General features: G+C 72.5%; 16 protein-coding genes. 7 read left to right on the top strand and 9 right to left on the bottom strand.

The genetic code is table 11. The features are described 5' to 3' along the window. Positions 1 to 18: 18 nt before the first annotated feature. Entirely contained in the window at positions 19 to 786 is a 768-nt protein-coding gene (locus tag ACZ4S3_RS27430; protein WP_467938645.1) for an SIS domain-containing protein, read from the bottom strand. A gap of 222 nt (positions 787 to 1008) precedes the next feature. Here ACZ4S3_RS27430 and ACZ4S3_RS27425 point away from each other — a divergent pair, with 222 nt between their 5' ends. Both ACZ4S3_RS27425 and ACZ4S3_RS27420 read left to right on the top strand, forming a co-directional pair. After that, positions 1009 to 1701, top strand: coding sequence for a metal-dependent transcriptional regulator (locus ACZ4S3_RS27425; protein WP_467938643.1), 693 nt, complete (start codon positions 1009 to 1011; stop codon positions 1699 to 1701). A 575-nt stretch (positions 1702 to 2276) separates the two neighbouring features. Then, the gene (locus ACZ4S3_RS27420; RefSeq protein WP_467938641.1) at positions 2277 to 3152 is read left to right on the top strand and encodes an alpha/beta fold hydrolase; all 876 of its coding nucleotides are present in this window, start codon (positions 2277 to 2279) and stop codon (positions 3150 to 3152) included. Between the two features lie 127 nt (positions 3153 to 3279). Here the strand turns inward: ACZ4S3_RS27420 and ACZ4S3_RS27415 are convergent, their stop codons facing one another. After that, the gene (locus tag ACZ4S3_RS27415; protein ID WP_467938639.1) at positions 3280 to 3921 is read right to left on the bottom strand and encodes a hypothetical protein; all 642 of its coding nucleotides are present in this window, start codon (positions 3919 to 3921) and stop codon (positions 3280 to 3282) included. Between the two features lie 375 nt (positions 3922 to 4296). On the opposite strand from ACZ4S3_RS27415, the gene ACZ4S3_RS27410 reads away from it, so the two are divergent. Further along, complete coding sequence (locus ACZ4S3_RS27410; protein WP_467938637.1) at positions 4297 to 6633, top strand: serine/threonine-protein kinase; 2337 nt, start codon at positions 4297 to 4299, stop codon at positions 6631 to 6633. A gap of 34 nt (positions 6634 to 6667) precedes the next feature. Here the strand turns inward: ACZ4S3_RS27410 and ACZ4S3_RS27405 are convergent, their stop codons facing one another. The 5 genes from ACZ4S3_RS27405 to ACZ4S3_RS27385 form a co-directional block, all read right to left on the bottom strand. Continuing rightward, positions 6668 to 7912: a hypothetical protein gene (locus tag ACZ4S3_RS27405; protein ID WP_467938635.1), complete on the bottom strand. Its 1245-nt coding sequence runs from the start codon at positions 7910 to 7912 to the stop codon at positions 6668 to 6670. Then, positions 7902 to 9944, bottom strand: coding sequence for a hypothetical protein (locus ACZ4S3_RS27400; protein WP_467938633.1), 2043 nt, complete (start codon positions 9942 to 9944; stop codon positions 7902 to 7904). Before ACZ4S3_RS27400 ends, ACZ4S3_RS27405 begins: the two co-directional genes overlap by 11 nt. Positions 9945 to 10058: 114 nt before the next feature. Next, positions 10059 to 11675 carry a transporter gene (locus tag ACZ4S3_RS27395; RefSeq protein WP_467938631.1) on the bottom strand — a complete coding sequence of 539 codons (1617 nt, stop codon included), beginning with the start codon at positions 11673 to 11675 and terminating at the stop codon, positions 10059 to 10061. Continuing rightward, positions 11672 to 12532 (bottom strand): ABC transporter ATP-binding protein, encoded by an 861-nt coding sequence (locus tag ACZ4S3_RS27390; protein ID WP_467938629.1) that lies wholly within the window; start codon positions 12530 to 12532, stop codon positions 11672 to 11674. The genes ACZ4S3_RS27395 and ACZ4S3_RS27390 overlap by 4 nt, the downstream gene beginning before the upstream one ends. Positions 12533 to 12634: 102 nt before the next feature. Further along, the gene (locus tag ACZ4S3_RS27385) at positions 12635 to 13306 is read right to left on the bottom strand and encodes a bifunctional DNA primase/polymerase (RefSeq protein ID WP_467938627.1); all 672 of its coding nucleotides are present in this window, start codon (positions 13304 to 13306) and stop codon (positions 12635 to 12637) included. Positions 13307 to 13760: 454 nt separating this feature from the next. On the opposite strand from ACZ4S3_RS27385, the gene ACZ4S3_RS27380 reads away from it, so the two are divergent. Both ACZ4S3_RS27380 and ACZ4S3_RS27375 read left to right on the top strand, forming a co-directional pair. Beyond that, positions 13761 to 15155, top strand: coding sequence for a transcriptional regulator (locus ACZ4S3_RS27380; protein ID WP_467938625.1), 1395 nt, complete (start codon positions 13761 to 13763; stop codon positions 15153 to 15155). A 195-nt stretch (positions 15156 to 15350) separates the two neighbouring features. Then, positions 15351 to 17210 (top strand): hypothetical protein, encoded by a 1860-nt coding sequence (locus ACZ4S3_RS27375; RefSeq protein ID WP_467938623.1) that lies wholly within the window; start codon positions 15351 to 15353, stop codon positions 17208 to 17210. 55 nt (positions 17211 to 17265) lie between these two features. Here the strand turns inward: ACZ4S3_RS27375 and ACZ4S3_RS27370 are convergent, their stop codons facing one another. Continuing rightward, positions 17266 to 18624: an ABC transporter substrate-binding protein gene (locus tag ACZ4S3_RS27370; protein WP_467938621.1), complete on the bottom strand. Its 1359-nt coding sequence runs from the start codon at positions 18622 to 18624 to the stop codon at positions 17266 to 17268. A 171-nt stretch (positions 18625 to 18795) separates the two neighbouring features. Between ACZ4S3_RS27370 and ACZ4S3_RS27365 the strand changes: the two genes are divergently transcribed. Together ACZ4S3_RS27365 and purU are read left to right on the top strand one after the other, a co-directional pair. Beyond that, positions 18796 to 19254 (top strand): SCO4402 family protein, encoded by a 459-nt coding sequence (locus ACZ4S3_RS27365; protein WP_467939015.1) that lies wholly within the window; start codon positions 18796 to 18798, stop codon positions 19252 to 19254. 33 nt (positions 19255 to 19287) lie between these two features. Next, positions 19288 to 20178, top strand: a complete 891-nt coding sequence (gene purU, locus ACZ4S3_RS27360) for a formyltetrahydrofolate deformylase (RefSeq protein ID WP_467938619.1) — start codon at positions 19288 to 19290, stop codon at positions 20176 to 20178. Between the two features lie 45 nt (positions 20179 to 20223). Here purU and ACZ4S3_RS27355 read toward each other — a convergent pair whose 3' ends face one another. Beyond that, the gene (locus ACZ4S3_RS27355; protein ID WP_467938617.1) at positions 20224 to 21636 is read right to left on the bottom strand and encodes an anti-sigma factor family protein; all 1413 of its coding nucleotides are present in this window, start codon (positions 21634 to 21636) and stop codon (positions 20224 to 20226) included. Between the last annotated feature and the right edge of the window lie 20 nt (positions 21637 to 21656).

Genomic DNA, 21656 nt, shown 5'->3' with positions numbered 1-21656 from the left:
GCCCCCGCTCATTGCCGCTTACTGCCGGTAGAAGATCCGGTCCGCGTACTCGTTCATCACCCGGGCATTCCAGTCGTGGCCGCCGTCGACGTTCCCCGAGCGCAGCAGCGGCGGGTCGATACCCCGCTCGGCGAGCGTGCCCGCGGCCGTCGCCACCATGGCCTGCATGATCGCGCTGGTGACGACCGTGGAGGCGGGGGCGAACGGCGCGTCGATGCCCGGCAGGGTCAGCTCGGCGTCGCCGACCGCGATCGCGCTGTCCAGAACGATGTCGCAGTGGTCCTTGAGGTAGGTGCCCGAGGTGTGCCGGGACCTGGTCTCCTTCGTGTACGCCACCGATGTCACGCCGATGACCTTGATGCCGAGCGCCCGTGCGTTCATCGCCATCTCCACGGGCAGCGCATTGCGCCCGGAGAGCGAGATGATCACCAGCACATCGCCCGCCTGCAGCGGGCTGGTGTCCAGGACGGCCGCGGCGAGCCCGTCGACGCGCTCCAGGGCGCTGCCGAGCGTCGCGGGCCGTACGTCCACGCCGACGACCCCGGGGACGGACAGCAGGTTCATGACCGCCAGGCCGCCCGCCCGGTAGACGGTGTCCTGGGCGGGGAGCGAGGAGTGCCCGGCGCCGAAGGAGAACACCCGGCCGCCGGCCTCGACGGTGTCGGCGATCAGCTGTCCGGCGGCGGTGATCCGGCCGCCCGTCTCGTCCCGTACGCGCCGCAGCAGATCGATCGCGGCGTCGAAGTACTTCCCGGCCAGTTGGTCACTCTGGTCGCTCTCAGGCATCGCCGCGGGCCCTCTCGTCGGGTCTCGTACAAGCGTCGGAACAGTTGCGTAGCAGCGGGGGATCAGTCGTGGCGCGGATCACGTTGCGGTCTGGACCAGTGCCCTGTCAATACGGCGCAACTCGGTGCGCGGGGTCCGGTGTACGGACGAGGAGGCACCGTTGTCGGTGGGATGCGTCAGAATTGAGTTCAGGGCCACCGCACGACACATCGAGGGGCACGCATGTCCGGACTGATCGACACCACGGAGATGTATCTCCGCACCGTCCTCGAGCTGGAAGAGGAAGGTGTGGTCCCCATGCGCGCCCGCATCGCGGAGCGGCTCGAACAGAGCGGCCCGACGGTCAGCCAGACGGTGGCGCGCATGGAGCGAGACGGCCTGCTGACGGTCGCCGGCGACCGTCATCTGGAGCTGACGGAAGAGGGCCGGCGGCTGGCGACGCGGGTGATGCGCAAGCACCGCCTCGCCGAGTGCCTGCTCGTCGACGTCATCGGGCTGGAGTGGGAGCAGGTGCACGCCGAGGCGTGCCGCTGGGAGCATGTGATGAGCGAGGCGGTCGAGCGCCGCGTCCTCGAGCTGCTGCGGCACCCGACGGAATCGCCGTATGGCAACCCCATCCCGGGTCTTGAGGAGCTCGGCGAGAAGTCCGAGGCCGACCCGTTCCTGGACGCCGGCATGGTGAGTCTGATGGATCTGGACCCCGGGGCGGACGGCAAGACGGTCGTCGTACGCCGTATCGGTGAGCCGATTCAGGCCGACGCACAGCTGATGTACACCCTGCGGCGGGCCGGTGTGCAGCCGGGCGCCGTGGTGAGCGTGACGGAGTCGCCGGCCGGTGTGCTGGTCGGCAGCAGCGGCGAGGCGGCCGAGCTGCAGGCCGATATCGCCTCGCATGTCTTTGTCGCCAAGCGCTGAGCCGGGCGGTCTGGGCTGAAGCCCTTGCCGGCTCTTCCGCCTGTCCCCGCTTCTTTTTGCAGCGTTCTTCTGTTTTTCCCCGCGAGCCCGCTGAGCTGCGCCGATGCGCCGCTCAGCGGGCTCGTCAACTGTTTGTGCATTGAACGAACTTGTGGGAACCCGTGCGATTCGGCCGGTGTCGTGCCACGCTGGCGCTGACGCAATGGCATATGTCGGCACGAGGCGTATTGCGCAGGTGTGGGGTGTCGGCTCTCCGGGGTGGGGAGGGGACTCGGGTGCCTCTGATGGCCGTGCCGTGGGACGGTCAGGGCCCCGGCGCTGCGAGCAGCCAGGGCCCTGCCTCCCCATGTCCCCCCTACAAGACCCGGAGCCCCGAGCTCCCAGGGTCTTTCCCTTCGGGCCCCCTTCCCGGTAGGGCCCGCCTCCCGGCAGATGTCTCCCCGTGCCGGGCGCGGTCAATCCTTGGGCGAGGTCACTCGAACGAGGGGTATTGGCCGCGAGAACGGCGCGTTCGAATAGAGGTTCGATAGTGTGGGTGTGGGGCAGGCCAAGGACGATTGGGGGTGCCGGGGCACATGGTGCGGCGCATCGATGTGACAGGGGCCGGCGGCGTACGGCTCGCGGCCTGGGAGTTCACCGACCCGCCCAAGAGCGGCGGCGGGGCGGGCGGGGCCGCGCGCGGCCCGAGCGTGCTGATGCTCCACGGCCTGATGGGACGCGCGGCGCACTGGGCGGACACCGCGCGCCGGCTGAGCGCGCGACATCGCCCGGTCGGGCTGGATCAGCGTGGCCACGGCCGCAGCGAGAAACCCGGCGACGGGCCGTACGACCGCGAGGCTTATGTCGATGACGCCATCGCCGCCATCGAGCAGCTCGGGCTGGCCCCGGTCGCTCTCATCGGCCATGCCATGGGGGCCCTGACGGCGTGGCAGGTGGCGGCCCGGCGGCCGGATCTGGTGAGCGCGCTGGTCATCTGCGATATGCGGGCCTCGGCGCTGGGCGCGGCCTCGCAGCGCGAATGGACGGAGTGGTTCCGTTCCTGGCCGGTGCCGTTCGCGACGCTCGCCGACGTCCGTAAGTGGTTCGGCGAGGACGATCCGACGCTGGAGCGGCCCAAGCCGGTCCGCGGTGAGTTCTTCGCCGAGGTGATGGCGGAGCGGGCCGACGGCTGGCGGCCGGTCTTCTCGCGCCGCCAGATGCTCCGGGCGCGCGAGACATGGGTGTTTGACGCGCACTGGGAGGAGCTGGTGCAGGTGCAGTGTCCGGCCCTGGTCGTCCGCGGCCTGGACGCCGAGCTGGGCCGCGCCGAGGCCCAGGAAATGGTCCGGGTGCTCCCGCGCGGCGAGTACGCCGAGATCCCCGACGCGGGGCATCTGCTCCCCTGGGAGCAGCCCGACGCCTGGTGCCACGCCATCGAACCGTTCCTCCGTACGACCACGGCACCCGGCTGAGCCCCGCGCGCCGCGCGCCACGGCGCTCCCAGGGGCCGTGGCGCGCGGAGCTGAGGAGCCGTCAGGTGCGGCGCTCCGTCGGGTGCGGTGCTCCGGCGGATACGGGGCTCGGCCGGTTCCGGGCCGGTCAGCCGGCGTTCGCGAACTTCCAGATGAGCGGGTTCTTGCTGTCCTCTTCCGCCCAGTGGACCTCCACGGACTTCGCGCCCTTGGGGATCATGTAGGTCTGGCAGATGACATGGCTCTGGCCCGACTTCCAGCTGTCGATGTCGACCGGGTCCTCGCAGCCGGGCAGGTCCTCGGCGGCGCCGATGAGCAGACCGCCGCGACGGCCGTCCGCATAGATCTCGGAGTTGTTGTCCACGTTGGGCAGGCCCTTCACCACTCCGCCGCCCTTGTTCGTGTACTTCACGAAAGCGGTCGCGGCAACAAGACCCTTGGCGTCCTTGGGGTCCGAAACCAGTTTCTTGGTCTCGGCCTCGGTGCCCACGTGGATCTTCTGTGCGGTGATCTCGTAGGTGATATTGACTTTCCCGGACTCTTCCTTGAACTGCCGGGTTCCGCCCTGTCCGGGCTTCAGTTCACCGTCTGCCGCGGAGTCTCCCGCGTTCTTCTCCGTCGTGGCCTGGGAGCCGCTGCTCGCCTTGTCGTCCTTTGCGCCGTCCTTGGCGCCGGATGCGTCCTTCTTGCCGCCGCAGCCGGTCAGGGCCAGGGCCAGTACGGCAACGGGCGCGGCGGCGCGCAGCCAGGCAGTCTTCGTGTGCAGCAAAACGTGTCTCCTCGCAGATTCCCCCGTCACGCCACACAGTTGGCCAATCCCCCGTGTACCCGCGAACGGCTGTGAGCGGAGCATAAGCGCCCTTTCGGCTTTGCCGAAGCGGTCGTTCGGGATCCCGCGGCGGCACACGGAGGGGATTCGCGGTAATTCGCCGCGAACGGTTGTGGTGTTCCGCCAACTCCCGCACCCCATTGCGTATGAATTCAGCGGCATTGCTCTCCTGGCAATTAATTCCGTCAGGAAGCGCTCGGGCCCTTCCGGACCTCGGCAAGGGGCGGCCGGGGACGCGACGTTACGATGCACTGTCCCGGCCTGGCGGCCCGCATTCCGCGCAGTGTGTGCGGCGCGTCGTGCCACGTTCGCTCGATGGGGGAGACCGAGATGGACCCGCTGCTTCCGGACGATCCGCAAACCCTCGGGTCGTACCGTCTGTTGGGCCGCATCGGCGCCGGCGGCATGGGCCGGGTGTACCTGGCGCGGTCGACCGGCGGGCGCACGGTCGCGGTCAAGGTCGTACGCCCGGATCTGGCGCAGGACCCCGGGTTCCGGGGGCGGTTCCGGCAGGAGGTCGAGATCGCGCGGGCGGTGTCCGGCCGCTATACGGCACCGGTCGTCGACGCCGATACGGAAGCCGCGCTGCCCTGGCTCGCCACCGCCTTCGTCCTCGGCCCCTCGCTGACCGAAGTGGTCGACGGGCACGGGGCGCTGCCCGAACACAGCGTGCGCGCCCTCGGCGCGGGGCTGGCCGCGGCGCTCACCGAGATCCACTCCGTCGGCCTGGTGCACCGCGACCTCAAGCCGTCCAATGTGCTGCTCGCCGCCGACGGCCCGCGGGTGATCGACTTCGGCATCGCACGCGCCGTCGACGGCGACCGGATGACCCAGACCGGAGTGGTCGTCGGCTCGCCCGGCTACATCCCGCCGGAGCAGGCGCTCGGGCAGCAGGTCGGCACGGCCGGCGACATCTTCGCGCTCGGCGCCGTTCTCGCCTATGCCGCCACCGGCCATACGGCCTACGGGGACACGACCCCGGCCGCCGTCCTCTACCAGGTCGTCCACGGCGAGCCGGACCTGACCGGTGTCCCCGAGCGGCTGCACGGTCTGATCGCGGCCTGCCTCCACCGGGAACCGGCGCAGCGGCCCACGCCCCAGCAGGTGCTGGAAACGCTGGCGCCGCAGGGGACGGGCGCGGTGTTCGCCAACTGGCTTCCGGGGGCGGTCGCTTCGACCATCGCCACCCACGCGTCGCGCATCCTGGACCTGGAGACACCGGAGCACGGGACCCCCACCGTCGCGGCGCCCGGCACACCGGCTGCGCCCACTCCGGCTCCGGGCGCCGCACACGGCGGATTCGGTACCGCACCTACGTATGTGCTTTCCGGTGCGCCCCAGGCAGGGGCCGCGCCGGCCGGCGGCGCGGGTGCCACCGTGGCCGACACCCCCGGCGCCACCGCCGCCTCTCCCGCCGCGGCCCCCTCGCGCCGTCGCTTCTTCGGGCTGGCGGCGGGCGCCGCGGCCGGGGTCGCGGCCGCCGGCGGGGCCGGGCTCTGGGCGTTCGGGGGCAAGGACAAGGGGCACGGCAGGGGCCACGCCGGCGGGGCGGGCGGCGCGGGCGGCGACGGGAAGGTGCCCGGCGGCGCGGACCAGGAGAAGTTCCGTACGCCGCCCCCCGGCACCGCCCCGCAGGTCCTGTGGCACCGCACCGCGCAGACCGACAGCATCAGCAGCGACCCGCCGCTGCTGGAGCACAACGGCCTGCTGCTGGCCAGCGGCGACCCGCTGGTCGCCCGGCATGCCGTCACCGGCAAGCCGAAGTGGACCCGCAAGGGGATCGCGTCCCCGGGCGCCCCGCTGATCCTCACGACCGGCAAGCTGTTCCTCGTCAGCACGGAGTACGACGGCGACGTCATCGGCCTCGCCCCGGAAACCGGCAAGGAGGTCTGGCGCAGCAGGCTGGGCGGCAACCTGAAGGTCGAGCACATCCTCGCCGCCGACGAGGAACGCCTCTACGTCATCGCCTCGGTGCTCACCGAAGACACCCGGATCGACCTCACGGCCATCGCCGCCATCAATATCCGTACCGGCAAGCCGGAATGGCAGAAGCCACGGGACAAGGGCACCAAGGACTACGACCTGGAAGGCACCGCGGCCGACGGCCGCCTCGTCTACACCGACAGCCGCCGCAATGTCACGGTGCGCGATACGGCGACCGGCCGCCAGCTGTGGACGCGCAAGATCGGCGACGACATCGCCTGGCAACCGGCCGTGCACGCCAAGCGGATCTTCCTGGGCGGCGACCGGCTGCGCTCGGTGCACCTCGACACCGGCAAGGCCGACTGGTCACTGTCCTCCGAGGGGCGCCGCAGCTTCTACCGGCCCATGGTCGTCGGCGGTGTGCTCTACGCCGCGGACCACAGCGGCGGCGTATGGGCCGTGGAGCCGGTACACGGCAAGAAGCTGTGGCTGTGCGAGGAGCCCGGCGCGCGCCGGGCGCCCACGGAGTTCGTCCTCGTCGGCAACACCCTCTACGGCGCGTCGTACGACGACGAAGGCGGCATCTTCGCCCTCGACCCGAAGACCGGCAACGCCCGTTGGCACTACAACGACAACACCGGGAACATGGAGCAGTGGCATGTCGTCGCCTCGGGCCGGCGGCTGCTGGTCACCCATGGCGACGAGGTGTACGGCCTGCCGGCGGTGTGAGACCGCGCAGGCCGCGCCCCCGGCGCCGTAGCCGCTACGTCAACGTGCGGGTGAATTCGCCTCGTTGGACGCGGGCGGCGAGGGAGTCACCGCTGAGCAGCGAGCCGTAGCCGGTGGCCGCCCAGAGGCTGTCCTCGGCCGGGACCTCGAAGTACGGGACCGGGCGGCCCTCCCGCCGGTCGGTGAGGACCTCCGGGGCACGGCGGGCGCGTACCGCCCGTGTGCAGGTCTCGCACGCGGCCACCCGCAGCTGCTCGCGGCGGCCGAGCGGGCGCCAGGGTATGCGGCGGGCGGCGGGGCCGTGCAAGGGGTGGAAGAAGCACAGGGGAAGCGAGGCGGGGGTCCCGGAGAGGGCCGCGCGGCCCTCGGCGATCAGCGCGAACACGCCCGCCAGGTCCGGGACTCCGCGGTGGTGGTCCAGGACCGTGCCCGCCGCGGCGTAGGCATCCAGGGCCCGCTCGATGGCGGACGGGTCGCCCTGGGCGGCGCGGGCCTCCTCGCCGAGCCGTACGACTTCTTCGGCGGCGCGCTCCCGGAGCCCGGTCTCGTCGGCGCTGTGGGCGGCGGCGAAGACGGAGCGGGGCAGCGCGAACGGTGTGGCGAGCTCGCCGCGCAGCCGCGAACGGCGGCGCAGCAGCAGCCCAGCGGCCGCGAGCAGCAGCACCGGCCCGATGGCCAGGGCCAGGATCCGCGGCAGCGGGGAACCCGACGAGGCGGGCCGGTCGGCGCGGGCGCCGGGGCCTTCGGCGGTGGCCTTCTTGTACTCCGCGTCGCCGTCCCCTGCCTTGATGATGTCGATGGCGCGGGCGATCCGCCGGGGCACGCCGGCGTCCTCCATATCGTCCTGGAAGGAGACCGCGGCGGCGGCGTTCTGCGCCTGGTGGGCATCGCCCGGCCATTCGCCGGCGGCGATGTCGTCGTGGAACGTCCCGAGCGTGATCAGGATGGCCGGGCCGCCGCCCATCCGGTCGTGGACCACCTCGGTGAGCTGCTGCGGATCGCCGTCCCAGCTGTCCCCCTCGACCAGCGGTACCAGGACCACCTTGATCGGCAGCCGCGTCCCCCGGATCTGCGTGACCAGCTTCCGCTGCTCGGCGGGGTCGACGGCGGTGGCGAGCGACGGATCGACGTACACGGGCGATGCCTTCAGGGCGTTGGCGATCTTCTGCCCGGGGCTCTCGGCGGCCGCGCCCGGCCCTGCGGCGCACAGGAGCAGCGTGACGGACGACGCGGCGAGCGCGAGGGCGGTCCGCACCGGGCGGCGGGGGTCAGTGGACACCGTAGTGCTCCCGTATTTCGCGGGTGAGTTGATCTGTTCCGGCGCCGTCGGCCAGCGTGGCCAGCGGCCCGGGAAGGGTGGGGTAGGGGGCCTCGGAGCCGGCCCTGTCGGAGGCCGAGGGGCGCAGCCGGAGCACCGGTCCCGGAGCCGCCAGGCATGCCGCGCACACCGGGAGTCCGCGTCCCCCGCGACCCCCGCGTCCCCCGCGTCCCCCGCGTCCCGCGGGCCGCACCTGCAGGGCGGGGCCGTGCAACGGGTTGCGATGGCAGACGTTCTGCGTCGGATCCGGGTCCCGGACGGCGGCGAGCCCGGCGCGGGCCAGCACGATCGCGCAGGCGAGGTCGGCCGGGGCGGCATCGGCGTCGATCCGGCCGGTGCTGTAGCCGTCGAGCAGCATCACGGCGGCGTCCAGGCTCTCCCACGCCCGGCGCCGGGCGTCCCCGGACAGCGCGGCGGCCGGGTCCACGACCTCGCTGAGGGCGTCGAGGTCCTTGCCGGCGGTCTCCCGCAGCCAGCGCGGTGAGGGGATGGCGGGGGCGTCCGCCCGATGGCCGCTCGGCCGCCGTATCCGCCGGACGAGCGCGTCGACCGCGGCCACCAGCCCGAAGAGCAGCCCCGCGAGCAGGGTGCCGATGAGCAGCCCGGGCGCGAAGTCCCCGGTGAAGAGGCCGGGCAGCGCCTGTTCCTGCTTCGGGTCGGGCGCCGGGGAGGGGAGGTACGGCTCATCGCCCGGGGCGGCCCTCGGGCTCTTGGCGACGTAGCCGAGCAGTCTGTCCAGGCGGGCGCCGAGGTCGTCGGCGGAGTCGCTGTAGGAGAGGTCGTGCGGGCGGTCCAAGAGGTAGCTGCCGTCGACCGGGGCACCGAAGTTGACGGTTTCGATGGCGCCGCCCGCCGGGTCGGCCAGCACGATCAGGGCATCCCGGTGCAGCCGGTCGTGCAGTGCCTTGGCCAGCAGCTGGGCGTCGCCGCCGGATTCGTCGTCCATCGGGGTGGGGAGGGCGGCGATCACCACGGGGATGCGCGAGGCGCCCAGCCGCTTCCGCAGATGGGCGCGGGTGGCGGCGTCCAGCACCGACGGGCTCTCGGGGTCGACGTAGAGGGGGTCGCGGCGCAGTCCGTCGGCAACCCGGTCGACCCGCGCCCGCATATCGGCGGCCGTCGGGAACGTGCCGTCGCCGCTGGTGGTGTCGTCAAAGATCTGCGCGGCGGTGAACGCCAGCACCCCGCAGAGGGCGAGGGCGCCCGCGGCGAACGGGAGCAGCCGGGGGCGGGGGCCGCCGGCCTTCGCACCGACGCTCCACGGGGGGACCGAAGCCGTCGCCGTCGGGGCCGGACGGAGCCTCAGGCGACGCCGCACATGGACGGTGACCAGCAGGGCGAAGAGCGGGATGCCGGTGATCGCGACGCCGGTGGCGAAGCTCTCGTTCTCGCGGTCGGTCCGGGAGGTGTGCCACTCCGCCGGTTCGTCCGCCGGATAGGCGCCGCCGTATGCCTCCCGGGCTTCCTCGGCCCGCTGCGCCGCCTGGCCCGACTTCAGAACATCGACGAAATGCCGGAACGCCTCGCGGGGCGTGGCGTCATCCGGCAGCTCGTACATCGTCGCCCAGCGCGCGTCCTTGGCGCCGGGCACGCTCACGCCGTACGTCTGCACATCCGACAGGCCCATTTCGTCCAGCGAGATGTACAGCCCCTTACGCCCCAACCGGTCGTGTACGCCGGGAAGCAGCCCGTCGGAGCCCCTCTCGACATCGCTCGGCAGGACGATGACATACGTCGGGACGCCCAGCTTCCGGGCCTCTTGGGCGAATTCGGGAGCCGTGGAGCGAGGCACCGAGCGCGGCAGCTGATCGGTCACATAGACCGGATTCTCCCGCAGCCGCTCGGTGAGATACGCGGTCCGGGGCGGGGCATCGCCACCCGCGGGCGCAGCCTGCCCCACCCCGGCGGCGCACAGCACCGCCAGCCACCCCATCACCAGCACCATCCCGGCGCGCAGCACCGCCCCCACCACCCCTCGTCCGGTCGTTCCCACGACGCTACCGCCGAGGCGAACAGCCCGCCGAGCCCTGTGGATAACGTCCCGGCAAAGCCCGGTCGCCGGCGAGGGCCCGGCGCGCGCGGGCCCGCCGACCGGAGCGCGCGGCCCTCACCCCTTACTGACCGCCGCCAAGATCTCCGGCAGCCGCCCCGCCACCCGGGGCGCCGCCACCCGCAGCCCCAGTTCCGCCACGACGATGCCGTAGACCGAGCCGACCGGCAGCAGTACCCACAACAGGCCGTGCAGCCCGGCCACATGCAGCCAGATCGTCAGTCCGAGCAGCGGCGAGCACAGTACGGCGCCCACCAGCAGCCCGCCGAAGAGGCTGAACCAGGCGATCGCACCCTGCCCCGGTGCGATGTTCTTGTTGCCTTCCGAGGGGATCGAGTACGGGAAGACCGCCGAGGACAGCGCGCCGGTGGCCAGCAGGGCGCCCAGCATGGCCAGCGAGAGTCCGTACACCTCGAGGAAGTCCGACCAGGGGCCGATGAAGGCCGCGGCGCCGACGACGACCAGGGTGACGTACGGGACGGCCACCAGGGCCAGCGTCAACGCGCGGGCCCGCAGCTCCTCGTACGCGTCCCGGGGGGTGGCGATGGTCGAGGCGACCATCCAGAAGGCCGAGGTGTCCTGGCCGAACTGGTTGTACATCTGCAGGCCGAGCAGCGCGGACGCCGAGAAGGCGGTGTAGATGCTGCCGTTGCCCTGTACGGAGGACGCGAGCGGGACCAGGAGGCCCACGCCGAGCGCCATGGCCCAGGCCATCTTGGACTTCGGGTCGCGCCAGGCGTAGCGCAGGGTACGGAGCATGACCGTGCCCGTGCGGCCGTCGGGCAACAGGCGCGCGAGCCCGCGGTCACCGGTACCGGACCCCCGCGCGCTGTCCTTCTCGACGGCCTGGAGGGTGGAGGAATCGGGGGAGGTCATCAGGGTGGTCAGCGTGCGCTGCCACCACCACAGGAGAAGGACCAGGGCCAGCGCCGTCAGGGCCAGGCCCGCCGCCGCGCGCCCGTAGGCCCCCTGGCCCGCGTCGTCCACCGCGCTGATCGCGGAGGCCGGCGGCACCCAGCGCAGCACGTCGCCCAGCGGCTCCAGCACGGACAGGCCGTCCGGGCGGCCCAGCTGCTGGGCGGCGATGTTGACGCCCTGCGAGCCGATCGCGATGAACAGGCCGCCCAGTACGGCGAGATCGCGGCCGCGGCGGCTGGTCAGCAGCCGTACCGAGGCCGTGGCGACCGCGCGTGCCAGGGACACGCACACCAACACCACCAGGACGACGGCCAGTACGCCGACCACCGCGGCGACCGCTCCGTGGGCGACGGAGATCACCGAGCCGACCACCAGGGCGAGCGTGAAGACCGGACCGATGCCGATCAGCGACGCCACCAGAAGCGAGACGATCAGCGGACGTGGCCGCAGCGGCAGCATGACGAGCCGGGTCGGGTCCAGGGTCTCGTCGCCGGTGGGGAAGAACAGCGGCATCACCGCCCAGCCGAGGGTGAGGATGCCGGTGAGGAGCACGGCGAGGGCGCCGGTGTGCGGGTTGCCGCGGAGCGCGATCAGGGCGAGGACCACTCCGGCCGCGCAGAGCAGACCGACGATGACGGAGGCGACATAGGCGAGGGTGCGGCCCGTCGACTGGCGCAGGCCGTTGCGCAGCAGCGACAGCTTCAGCTGTACGAAGACGGAGGTCAGGGGCGGTGCCGTGGGGGATTCGGTGGTCATCGGGCGCCGCCGCCCAGCCAGTCCAGATTCTGGCTCGCGCCGCGGTCGTTCGCGCCGACGAGTTCGAGGAAGGCGTCCTGGAGGGAGGGCGCATCGCCGCGCACCTCGGCGAGCGGGCCGTGCGCGCGGATCCGTCCGGCGGCCATCACCGCGACCCAGTCGCACAGCGACTCCACCAGCTCCATCACATGGCTGGAGAAGACGACCGTCGCACCGGAGGCGGTGTAGCGCTCCAGGACGCCGCGGATGGTCTGGGCCGACACCGGGTCGACGCCCTCGAAGGGCTCGTCCAGGAAGAGGATTTCGGGGTTGTGCAGCAGCGCGGCGGCCAGGCCGATCTTCTTGCGCATACCGGTGGAGTAGTCGACGACCAGTTTGTTCTGGGAGCCGGAGAGGTCCAGGACGTCCAGCAGCTGACCGGCCCGCTTGTCGACCTCGTCGCCGGGAAGGCCGCGCAACCGCCCTATGTAGGCGAGGAGTTCGCGGCCCGACAGCCGCTCGAAGAGGCGCAGTCCCTCGGGCAGTACGCCGATCCGGGACTTGACGGACACCGGGTCGGCCCAGACGTCATGGCCGCCGATCTCGACCTGCCCGGCATCGGGCCGCAGCAGCCCCGTCACCATGGACAGGGTGGTGGTCTTGCCCGCGCCGTTGGGGCCGACCAGGCCGATGAAGCGGCCCGCGGGGAGGGTCAGGTCGATGCCGGAGACGGCGACCTGTTCGCCGAATTTCTTCCACAGGCCCTGGACCCGGACGGCGGGCGGCGAGCCGGGCGCGGCACCACCGGGGGGCCCGGCCGGCCCGGCGGCCCGCTCATCGCTGTCCCGCGATCCGATGTGTTCCGGTTCGTTGCCCACCGGTCCTGCCTTCCGACGTCCCCGCAGAGGCCCGGTCGAGCCTCCGTCCGACGCCGTCAACGATACGGGCGGCCACCGACACGGCCGGATCGGGCCGCGCGCTCAGCGACCTCGGACCGCCGCCGCTTCCCGCCCGCACGCGTAGGCCAGCGGGCTGATCAGCTCCTCCGCGTCCGGCAGCCAGCGGTTGGTGGCGGTGGGGCGGCGCGCCCACTGCACCGAGCCATGGGGTCCCATACGGGTCGGCGGCGCGGCGATGTACTCGCCCTCGCCGCGGCAGATCAGGTCCAGCGCGGCCGGCGGCCAGCCCAGCTTGCGTACCAGATCCGGCACCTTCGCCGAGGCGCCGGGCAGTACGAGGAAGAGCATCCGGCGGCCGGGGGTACGGGTGACCGGGCCGAGTGGCAGCTCCATCCGCTCCATACGGGCCAGCGCCAGGCAGCCCGCGGTCTCGGGCACGTCGAGCGCCTCGAAGGTGCGGCCGGTCGGCAGCAGGATCGAGGCGTGCGGGTGCTTGGTCCACATCCGGCGGATGGCCGTCGCGCTGCCGCTGGCCTGGCCGGCCCAGCCGGGCGCGGTGGGGTGTGCGCCGGGTGCGGCGCAGTCGGCGGCGTCGCACGAGCAGCGCGGCCTCTCACCGCCGTGCTCCAGCCATGCGCCGGGGAACACATCCCAATGCCGCTCCTCCGCGTAACGCACCGCGATCTCGAGCAGCCGCTCGCCGCGCTGCTGAGGGATCTGCGGGGCTCCTGTGACTCCGATGGTCTCTTCCACGCAGAGGACAACTTCGCTTGTCACCAAGGGTTACGGCCGAATGGGGGACACCCCCGGCGCATCGTTCATGCACCTGGGGCGCATGGATGCATGGGCGGGGGCGCGTATGGGGGTGTGGTCCGGGGAGCGGGTAGCCACCTGCCTGACGGGCGGAGAGGCCGCCCGCGTGGCAGCCCGCGGTGCACACCGGAGAGTCCGGGCCATGGCGGCGCCGCGATCCGAGCACGGGCACCGCGCGCCACCGTTCTCCTTCTTGGATCAGTCCCAGTTCCTGGACCAGCGCCGCGCACTTGACACCAGGCCGCACCGGCCGGCGCCCGTACCACTGGACCGGTGTTTCTCGGGTCGTATCGCGCGTATCCGGGATGTCTCGGATATCCGGCATATGGGTGGGGAATTGATCGCGGAGAACGGCGTTCGACGGTGAACGCGCAGCAGTAACAGGGGGTACAGCATGGCCGCCAGGCCACTCGTCGCGCGGCAGCCCAACGAACGGCTGCAGGCGCTGATCCAGGAAGCCGCCTGCTCCAACGCCGGGCTGGCCCGCCGCGTCAATATGTGCGGTGCCGAGCACGGACTCGACCTGCGGTACGACAAGACCTCGGTGGCCCGATGGCTGCGCGGACAGCAGCCGCGCGGCCGGGCCCCGGCCATCATCGCGGAGGCGCTGGGCCGGAAACTGGGGCGTACGGTCACCATCGACGAGATCGGGATGGCCGACGGCAAGAATCTGGCGTCGGGGGTGGGGCTCCAGTTCTCGCCGACCGTTCTCGGGGCGATCGAGCAGGTCTGTGAGCTGTGGCGCAGCGACGTCGGGCGGCGCGACTTCCTCAGCGGCTCCACGGTGGCCGCCTCGGCCCTGGTGGAGCCGAGCCGCGACTGGCTGATCACCGGTGCGGACACGCAGGTGGCGCGGAATGCAGGGGCGCGGGTCGGGGCGGCGGACGTCGAGGCGGTACGGGCCACGACCGCGGCGCTCAGCGACCTCGACCACCGCTTCGGGGCGGGACATGTCCGGCCGGTCGTGGTGCATTACCTCAACAGCGTCGTCTCGGGGCTGCTCGCCGGCTCGTACCGCGAGTCCGTGGGCCGGGAACTCTTCGCGGCCGTCGCGCGGTTGACGGAACTGGGCGGCTATATGGCCGTCGACACCGGGCAGCCGGGCCTCGCGCAGCGCTACTACATCCAGGCGCTGCGGCTGGCCCAGGCGGCGGGCGACCGCGGCTACGGCGGCTATGTGCTGGCCGCGAGCATGAGCCATCTCGCCGCCTCGCTCGGCAATCCACGGGAGATCGCCCAGCTCGCGCGCGCCGCGCAAGAGGGGGCGCGCGGGCAGGTCACGCCGCGGGCGGAGGCGATGTTCTTCGCGGCGGAGGCGCGCGGGCACGCCCTGATGGGCGACGCGCGGGCCTTCCAGACGGTGGCCGGCCGGGCGCTCGCGGCGATGGAACGCGCCGAGGCGGTCAGCGACGCGGGCGACGACCCGGCCTGGATCGGCCACTTCGACCAGGCGTATCTGGCCGATGAACTCGCTCACTGCCACCGGGACTTGGGGCAGCCCGGACCGGCCGCACAGCGGGCACAGGAGGCGCTGGACGGGCATCCGGAGAGCCGGGCGCGGCGGCGCGCCATCGGGCTGGTGCTGCTGGCCGGCGCGCAAGTGCAGCAGCGCGAGATCGAGCAGGCCTGCCATACGGGCACCCAGGCCGTGGAGTTGCTCAGCGGACTGCGCTCGGACCGGGGTGTGGAGTATCTGGAGGACTTCCAGCTGCGCCTCGAGCCGTACCGGGAGGAACCGGTCGTACGGGAATTCAGCGCGCGGATGGAGCTGCGGGACGCGGCGGCGTAACGGCGGCGCGGCCCGCAGGCGTACGGAAGGCAGCGGAGGCACAGGTCGTGCGGCGGCGGAGTGGGCCGGATTTCCGGCCCGCCCGGCGCGGCCGAGGGGCGGGCGGGGCGGTGACCAGGGCTCGTGGTCGAACGTTGCTGCGACCCGGTAGCGTGAGCCGACGGTTCCGTAGGTTGCACGATGGTAGGAGTCCCGGTGACGCAGAGCGGACAGGGCCACGACCCGCAGAATTCTGCGGCCGGCCCCGCGCGAGAGGGCATTGTGCTGCCCGCAAACGGTGAGCCGTGGGTGCCCGACCAGCAGGCCGCACCGTCGGCCGGTCAGCCCTGGGGCCAGCCCTGGGGACCCGACCAGCAGGCCGGCCAGCCGCCCGCCCAGCAGCAGGGGTACGGCCAGGCCCCGGCCCACGCCCCGGCGCCGGGCTACCCCCAGGCCCCCGGGCAGGGCTACGCACCCCAGCCGGCCGCCCAGCCCCCGGTGCCGCAGCAGGCGCTCCCGCCGCAGGGCGAGGCCTACCCGCCGCCGCCCCAGGGGCAGCCGCCGGTGCCGCCCATGCCGCCGTCGATGCCGCAGCAGCAGGCGCCCGCGCCGCAGCCCCCGGCCGCCGCGCTGCCGCCCGAGGGACCGTCGTACGGAGCCGGTCAGCCGCAGGCGTACGGCGGGCAGCCGCAGGCGCCGCAGCCGGACCCGTACGGCCATCAGGCCCCGCAGCCCCCGGCCGATCCGTACGGCGGGCAGTCCCCGGCGCAGCCCCAGCCGCAACCGGAGCCGTACGCCCAGCAGCCGCAGGCACCCCACCCGGAGCCGTACCGCCAGCAGCCCCCGCAGCCCCAGCCCGAGCGGTCCGGCGAGCTGGTGCGCGCGACCCCCCAGGCCGGCGCCCCGCTGCCCCCGACCACGGGCGACGCGGACGCCACCGCCCTGATATCCCCGATAGCCGACCGGCCGGGCGCCCCCGGTGCCGCGCCGCTGCCGTCCGAGGCGGCCGGCCGCGCCGAGACGCCCGGCGAGTCCACCACGATGCTGCGGGTGATCAAGCCGTCGCAGGGCCAGGCCCAGGGCGGCCGACCGCAGCCGATGCCCGGGGCCGCCCCGCCGAACGACTCCGAGGCCACCCAGCTGATCTCCCCGGTAGGCGGCGGTGTACCGGGCCCGCCGCCCGGCGCGCCGTTCGGGATCCGCCCCGGTGCGCCCGGGGACCGTCCGACCCCCGCCGAGTTCGACGGACTTTTCCGCGACGGGCCGGGCGCGCCGGGACCTGCCGGGGCGCCGGATGCCACCGCGCAGCTGCCGCGCTTCGAGGACCCGGGCCCGTCGCCGTACGGCCAGCAGGGCCAGGGCTACGGGCAGCAGGGTTACGGTCAGCAGGGCTACCAGCAGCCTTATGACGACCAGCCGTATGACGACGAGGGCGGGCGCCGCCGCGGGCTGCCCGCCGCCGCGATCATCGGCATCATCGTGGTCGCCCTGGCGGGCGCCGGTCTCGGCGTCGGCTGGATGCTCAGCGGCGGCGGTGACGACACGGCGAAGAAGAAGGACGCGGGTACGGGCACCACCAAGACGGCGACGGAGAAGGCGCAGCCGAAGCCGTCCGCCGACCCGGCGGAGGCGCAGGCCAAGGGCCTGGACGCGCTGCTCGCCGACAGCGGCAACAGCCGTTCCTCCGTGGTCAACGCCGTCCAGAGCATCAAGTCCTGCGACAAGCTCGGCGTCGCGGCCAAGGATCTGCGGGACGCGGCCGGACAGCGCAACAACCTGGTGACGCGGCTGAAGCAGCTGCCGGTCGACAAGATCCCGAACAACGCGCAGCTGACCGCCGCGCTGACCAAGGCCTGGCAGTCCTCGGCCGCCGCCGACAACCACTTCGCGGCCTGGGCCGGTCAGGTCGGCGGCAAGAAGGACTGCCACAAGGGCAGGGCCAGGGGCACCAAGCAGACCGTGCAGGGCGGTGCGGCCAGCACCCAGGCGACCAAGGCCAAGCAGCAGGCGGCGCAGATCTGGAACCCGATCGCCAAGAAGTACGGCCTGACGGAGCGCCGCCCCGAAGCGCTGTGAACGGCGACGGGGCCGGGCGGATCACCTCCGCCCGGCCCCCGCTCACCGCGTGCGCTCAGCCGGCCTCGTCCGCATCCCGCCGCTCCAGCGTCTTGGTGACATTGACAAAGCCGTCCTGCGCCGCGACCAACTGCCCGTCCCGTACGACCTGATAGGTCACCGTCCCGTTCACGATGCGCGGGAAGTTCTGGACGGCGAGCAGATCGTCCTCGCGCCAGCGCAGCTTCGGGGTCAGACCGCCGGTGTCGATGGCATGGTCGCCGTCGTCCAGCGTCTTTTGAATGGCATGCGGTGTGATGTCCTCGACACCCGCGTCGTCGAGCTGCTCGATCACCGCGTGCAGGACCGTATAGGCGATCCAGGTCGTCTGGACGCCCTGGTCCGCGGGGTCGATGCGGTTGTCGTCGAAGGCGAAATCGTTGACGACCTTGCGCATCGGCTGCCAGTGCGAATCGCTCGCGACGGGGTACCAGCCCGTGAGATAGGCCCCTTCCAGCGGGCCCGCGCGGCCGCCCGTACGGTTCACCAGCGACTGTCCGACGCTGCCGAGGACCGAGCCGATATGCACCCGCGGGCTGTCTTCCTGGAGTCGCCGGAAGGAGTCGAAGAACGTGTCCGTGTGATCGCCGAGCGAGGTGGTCACACAGGAGCCGGCCGCCTTGCCGCCGTTCTTCGCCGTGCCGTAGACCGCCGGATCCGCGCCCACGTCGTCCAGGGCGCGGGTCACCTGGGACGAGTAGTCGGTGCCGTCCTCGGGCGCCTTGATGTCCTTGACCGGGCTCCGATGACCGTCGCGCAGACCGGAGTTGAGCAGGGACGGCATCTGGTCGCCCTGGATGGTGTCCGGCCGTACCAGGGCGACCCGCTTGCAGTTGCCCGCCAACTGCCGCCCGTTTCCGGCGAGGAGCGATGCCTGGCCGCCGTTGACGGGATACGAGAGCGGGCTGGCGAACTCCTCGTCGGAGGCGCCGTAGCCGCCGATGAAGGGGATGCCGCTGACCTCCAGCGGCGACATGAACGACCGGCCGAACTGGCTGTACGAGCCGACGACGGCGGCCGCGCCCTCGTCCACCGCGCGCTGTGCGCACTGCGCGGCGGCCACCGTGTCGTTGTGCTCGTTGCAGGTGAGCACCTTCAGGTGGTGGCCGCGGATGCCGCCCTGGGAGTTGACCCACCGGGCGTACGCCTGCGCCATGGCCGGCATGCCCGGCATATTGGTGGCCTTGGTGTCCTCGGGGGCCCAGGTCATGACCGTGATCGGCTCCTTCTCCCCGGAGTCCCCCGAGGCCCCGGGGAGGGAGCCGCAGCCCGAGAGCAGCGACGCGATGACCGCCGCACATGCCACCGCCGAGGCGATCGCGACCGCGGGAGCATGGGAGTAGGGGCGGGGGGAGGAGCGTCGCCGTCCGGTCATGTCGCATGAGCCTTCCGTTTCGCCCTCAACGCGTGAGTGACGGCGGGGCAACGGATAGTGACGCAGAGGTGAACTCCAGGGGGCTGCGGGAGATCATCCGTGAGGAACGTACGATCGAATACTGTGCAAGGTTCGGAGAAGTCTTCCCGTCGCGGCCGCCGCTCGACCACCATGGGCGGTATGCCACTCAACGACATGCCGTGGTGGCGCTGGCGCAGCAATGTGCGCTCCGCGCTGCACATGCTCTCCGACCCCGCCTTCCAGCAGGAGACCTGGCTGGCCGGCCGCCCCGGGTACGGCGACGTCACCGACGCCGTCTACCGCCTCGTCGAGGACACCTGGCTGGACAACTGGTCCGCCGACAAATACGTCGGCACGATCTTCCGCGACGCCCAGGAGGCGCAGCTGGTCGATGTCGCCGTACTGCAGGTGCTGCGGATCATGCACCAGGTCGGGCCGGACGCCCCGGTCACCGCGTATGTGCAGCATCACGCCTGGCCGGAGGCCGTACGGGCGGCCCGCGAGGCACATGTCCGGCTGGCCACGGCGGACGGCGAGGACCCCGATGGGCCGCCGCGCTCGCTGGAGGTCCTGGCGATCATGAACGGCGCCACGGACGCCCCGGCCTGAGCATTCCCCGCAGGTGTGCGACCCTATGAGGTCATGAGCGAGCCCCAGCCCACGCAGCCCGGCAACCACGACCTGTCGGACCAGTACGTCCTCACGCTGTCCTGCCCGGACAAAAAGGGGATCGTGCACGCCGTCTCCAGCTACCTCTTCATCACCGGCTGCAACATCGAGGACAGCCAGCAGTTCGGCGACCGCGACACCGGGCTGTTCTTCATGCGGGTCCACTTCGCCGCGGACGCCTCGGTGAGCCTGGAGAAGCTGCGGGCCAGCTTCTCGGCGGTGGGCGACTCCTTCCACATGGACTGGCAGATCCACCGGGCCGAGGAGAAGATGCGGATCGTCCTGATGGTGTCCAAGTTCGGGCACTGCCTCAACGACCTGCTTTTCCGCTCCCGGATCGGGGCGCTGCCGGTCGAGATCGCGGCCGTGGTCTCCAACCACACCGACTTCGCCGAGCTGGTCGGCTCGTACGACATCCCCTTCCACCACATCCCGGTCAACCGCGAAAACAAGGCGGAAGCCGAGGCGCAGCTGCTGGAGCTGGTGCGCACGGAGCGGGTCGAGCTGGTGGTGCTGGCGCGCTATATGCAGGTCCTCTCCGACGACCTCTGCAAGGCTCTCTCCGGCCGGATCATCAACATCCACCACTCTTTCCTCCCGAGCTTCAAGGGCGCCAAGCCCTACCACCAGGCGCACGCCCGCGGGGTGAAGCTCATCGGGGCCACCGCCCACTACGTGACCGCCGATCTCGACGAGGGCCCGATCATCGAGCAGGAGGTCGAGCGGGTCGGGCACGACGTCACGCCCGACCAGCTCGTGGCGATCGGCCGGGACGTGGAGTGCCAGGCGCTGGCGCGGGCCGTGAAGTGGCACAGCGAACACCGGGTGCTGCTGAACGGCAGCCGGACGGTCGTCTTCGCGTAGCGCCGGCTGCCGTTCAGCGGCAGAGGCCTCGGCAGCAGAGGGACTTCACAGACGGGACAGCGACGCGGTCGCGAACAGGACATCGCGGATCGCCTCGCGCTCGCCGTGCTGGCCCGCGGCGGCCTCCTCCGGCGAGACATGCCCCGCGGCCAGCTGGCAGAACTCTGCGCTGTCCAGGGCGATGTGCGCGACGGTCTGTTCCTTCGTGCCCAGGGCCGCCGGGGAGTCCAGCGGTATGTACCAGTGGCCGCCACCGCTGCCCTCGACCTCCAGGTGGAGGGTCCGGCCCGGGGCGCCCGCCTCACCCAGCTTCCGCGGCGGCGAGGCGAGCCCGGCCCGGCGGCGGTCGGCCAGCGTGGTGGGCAGCAGCCGGGCGGCGAGGTCGACCAGCCGGTGGACATGCCCGGCGGCCGGCGGCTCGTACGGATAGTCCACCGCGTCCGCGATATCGCCGGCGTGTACCCAGCACCCGAAGGCGCGGTCCAGGAACGAATCGCACATCGGGAGCCGCAACGTGCCGTACGGGACGGCGAGTTCGTCGACGCCGCCGCCGGCGAACGAGACCGTCCTTATCAACGCGTAGCTCTGCTCGCGCCATGGGCCGTGGGTGGCGAGGCGGCCCGGCTCCTCGCCCACCGCCTGCCAGTAGGCCTCCGTACGGTCCGTCGGCCCCGGGGCGCCCGACGGGGCGGCGGCGCCGAGCGGGTCGGGCAGGCCGAGCGCCGTCGCCACCAGGCCGTCGACCGTCATCAGATGGCCGATGACCCCGGCGACGGTGGTCTCGCGCTCCACCGGCCGTTCGCCTTCGAACCAGCGCAGCCGCACCGGGGCGCGCCACTCGGCCTCGCCCATGTCGTGCAGCAGCGCGTCGAGCTTCGCGGTCTCCGCGTCGTACGGCGTCGCCCACTCCGGCACCGGGATACGGGGCGGGCGGCGGTCCAGGCAGCGCTCCAGGACGCGGGAGCGCAGCAGCGGATCGAGGTCGAGGCTGTCGGCGGGATGCAGCAGGCCGACGGCCTCGCGCAGCCGCAGCGCCTCATCCGCGCAGGAGGCGCAGTCGGTCAGATGGGCCTCGACGGCGGCGGTCTCCTCGGTGGAACAGGCGGCCAGCGCCCAGGCGCCGAGCAGCGACTTGAGGACCCTGTGCGGCGGGGCGGCCGGGACCGGGAACGGAACGGGCTCGGGCGGCGAGCCCCCGGAGCCGGAACCGGAGCCCGAACCGGAGCCGGAGCCCAAGCCGGTGGCGTCGGTCATGGGTCCCGTATCTGCAGCCGTATCCGTATCCCTATTCGTGTCCCTACTCGCATCCCGCTCCGGCTCCTGCTCCCGCTCCGGCGCGGGACGGGCGTCCGGCAGCGGGCCGTGGTCCTCGGCGGCGGGGCGCGGAGCTGGTATCCGCGGCCGTTCACCGGGCCCGCCGGGCCGGCCGGGGCCCTCCCATTCGTCCGGGCCGTTCACAGCAGCCGTCCGTGACCCGA

Source organism: Streptomyces sp. NPDC028368, from assembly GCF_055565615.1.
Note: the sequence above shows the minus strand (reverse complement) of the source record. Positions and strands in the feature narration are given on the sequence as shown.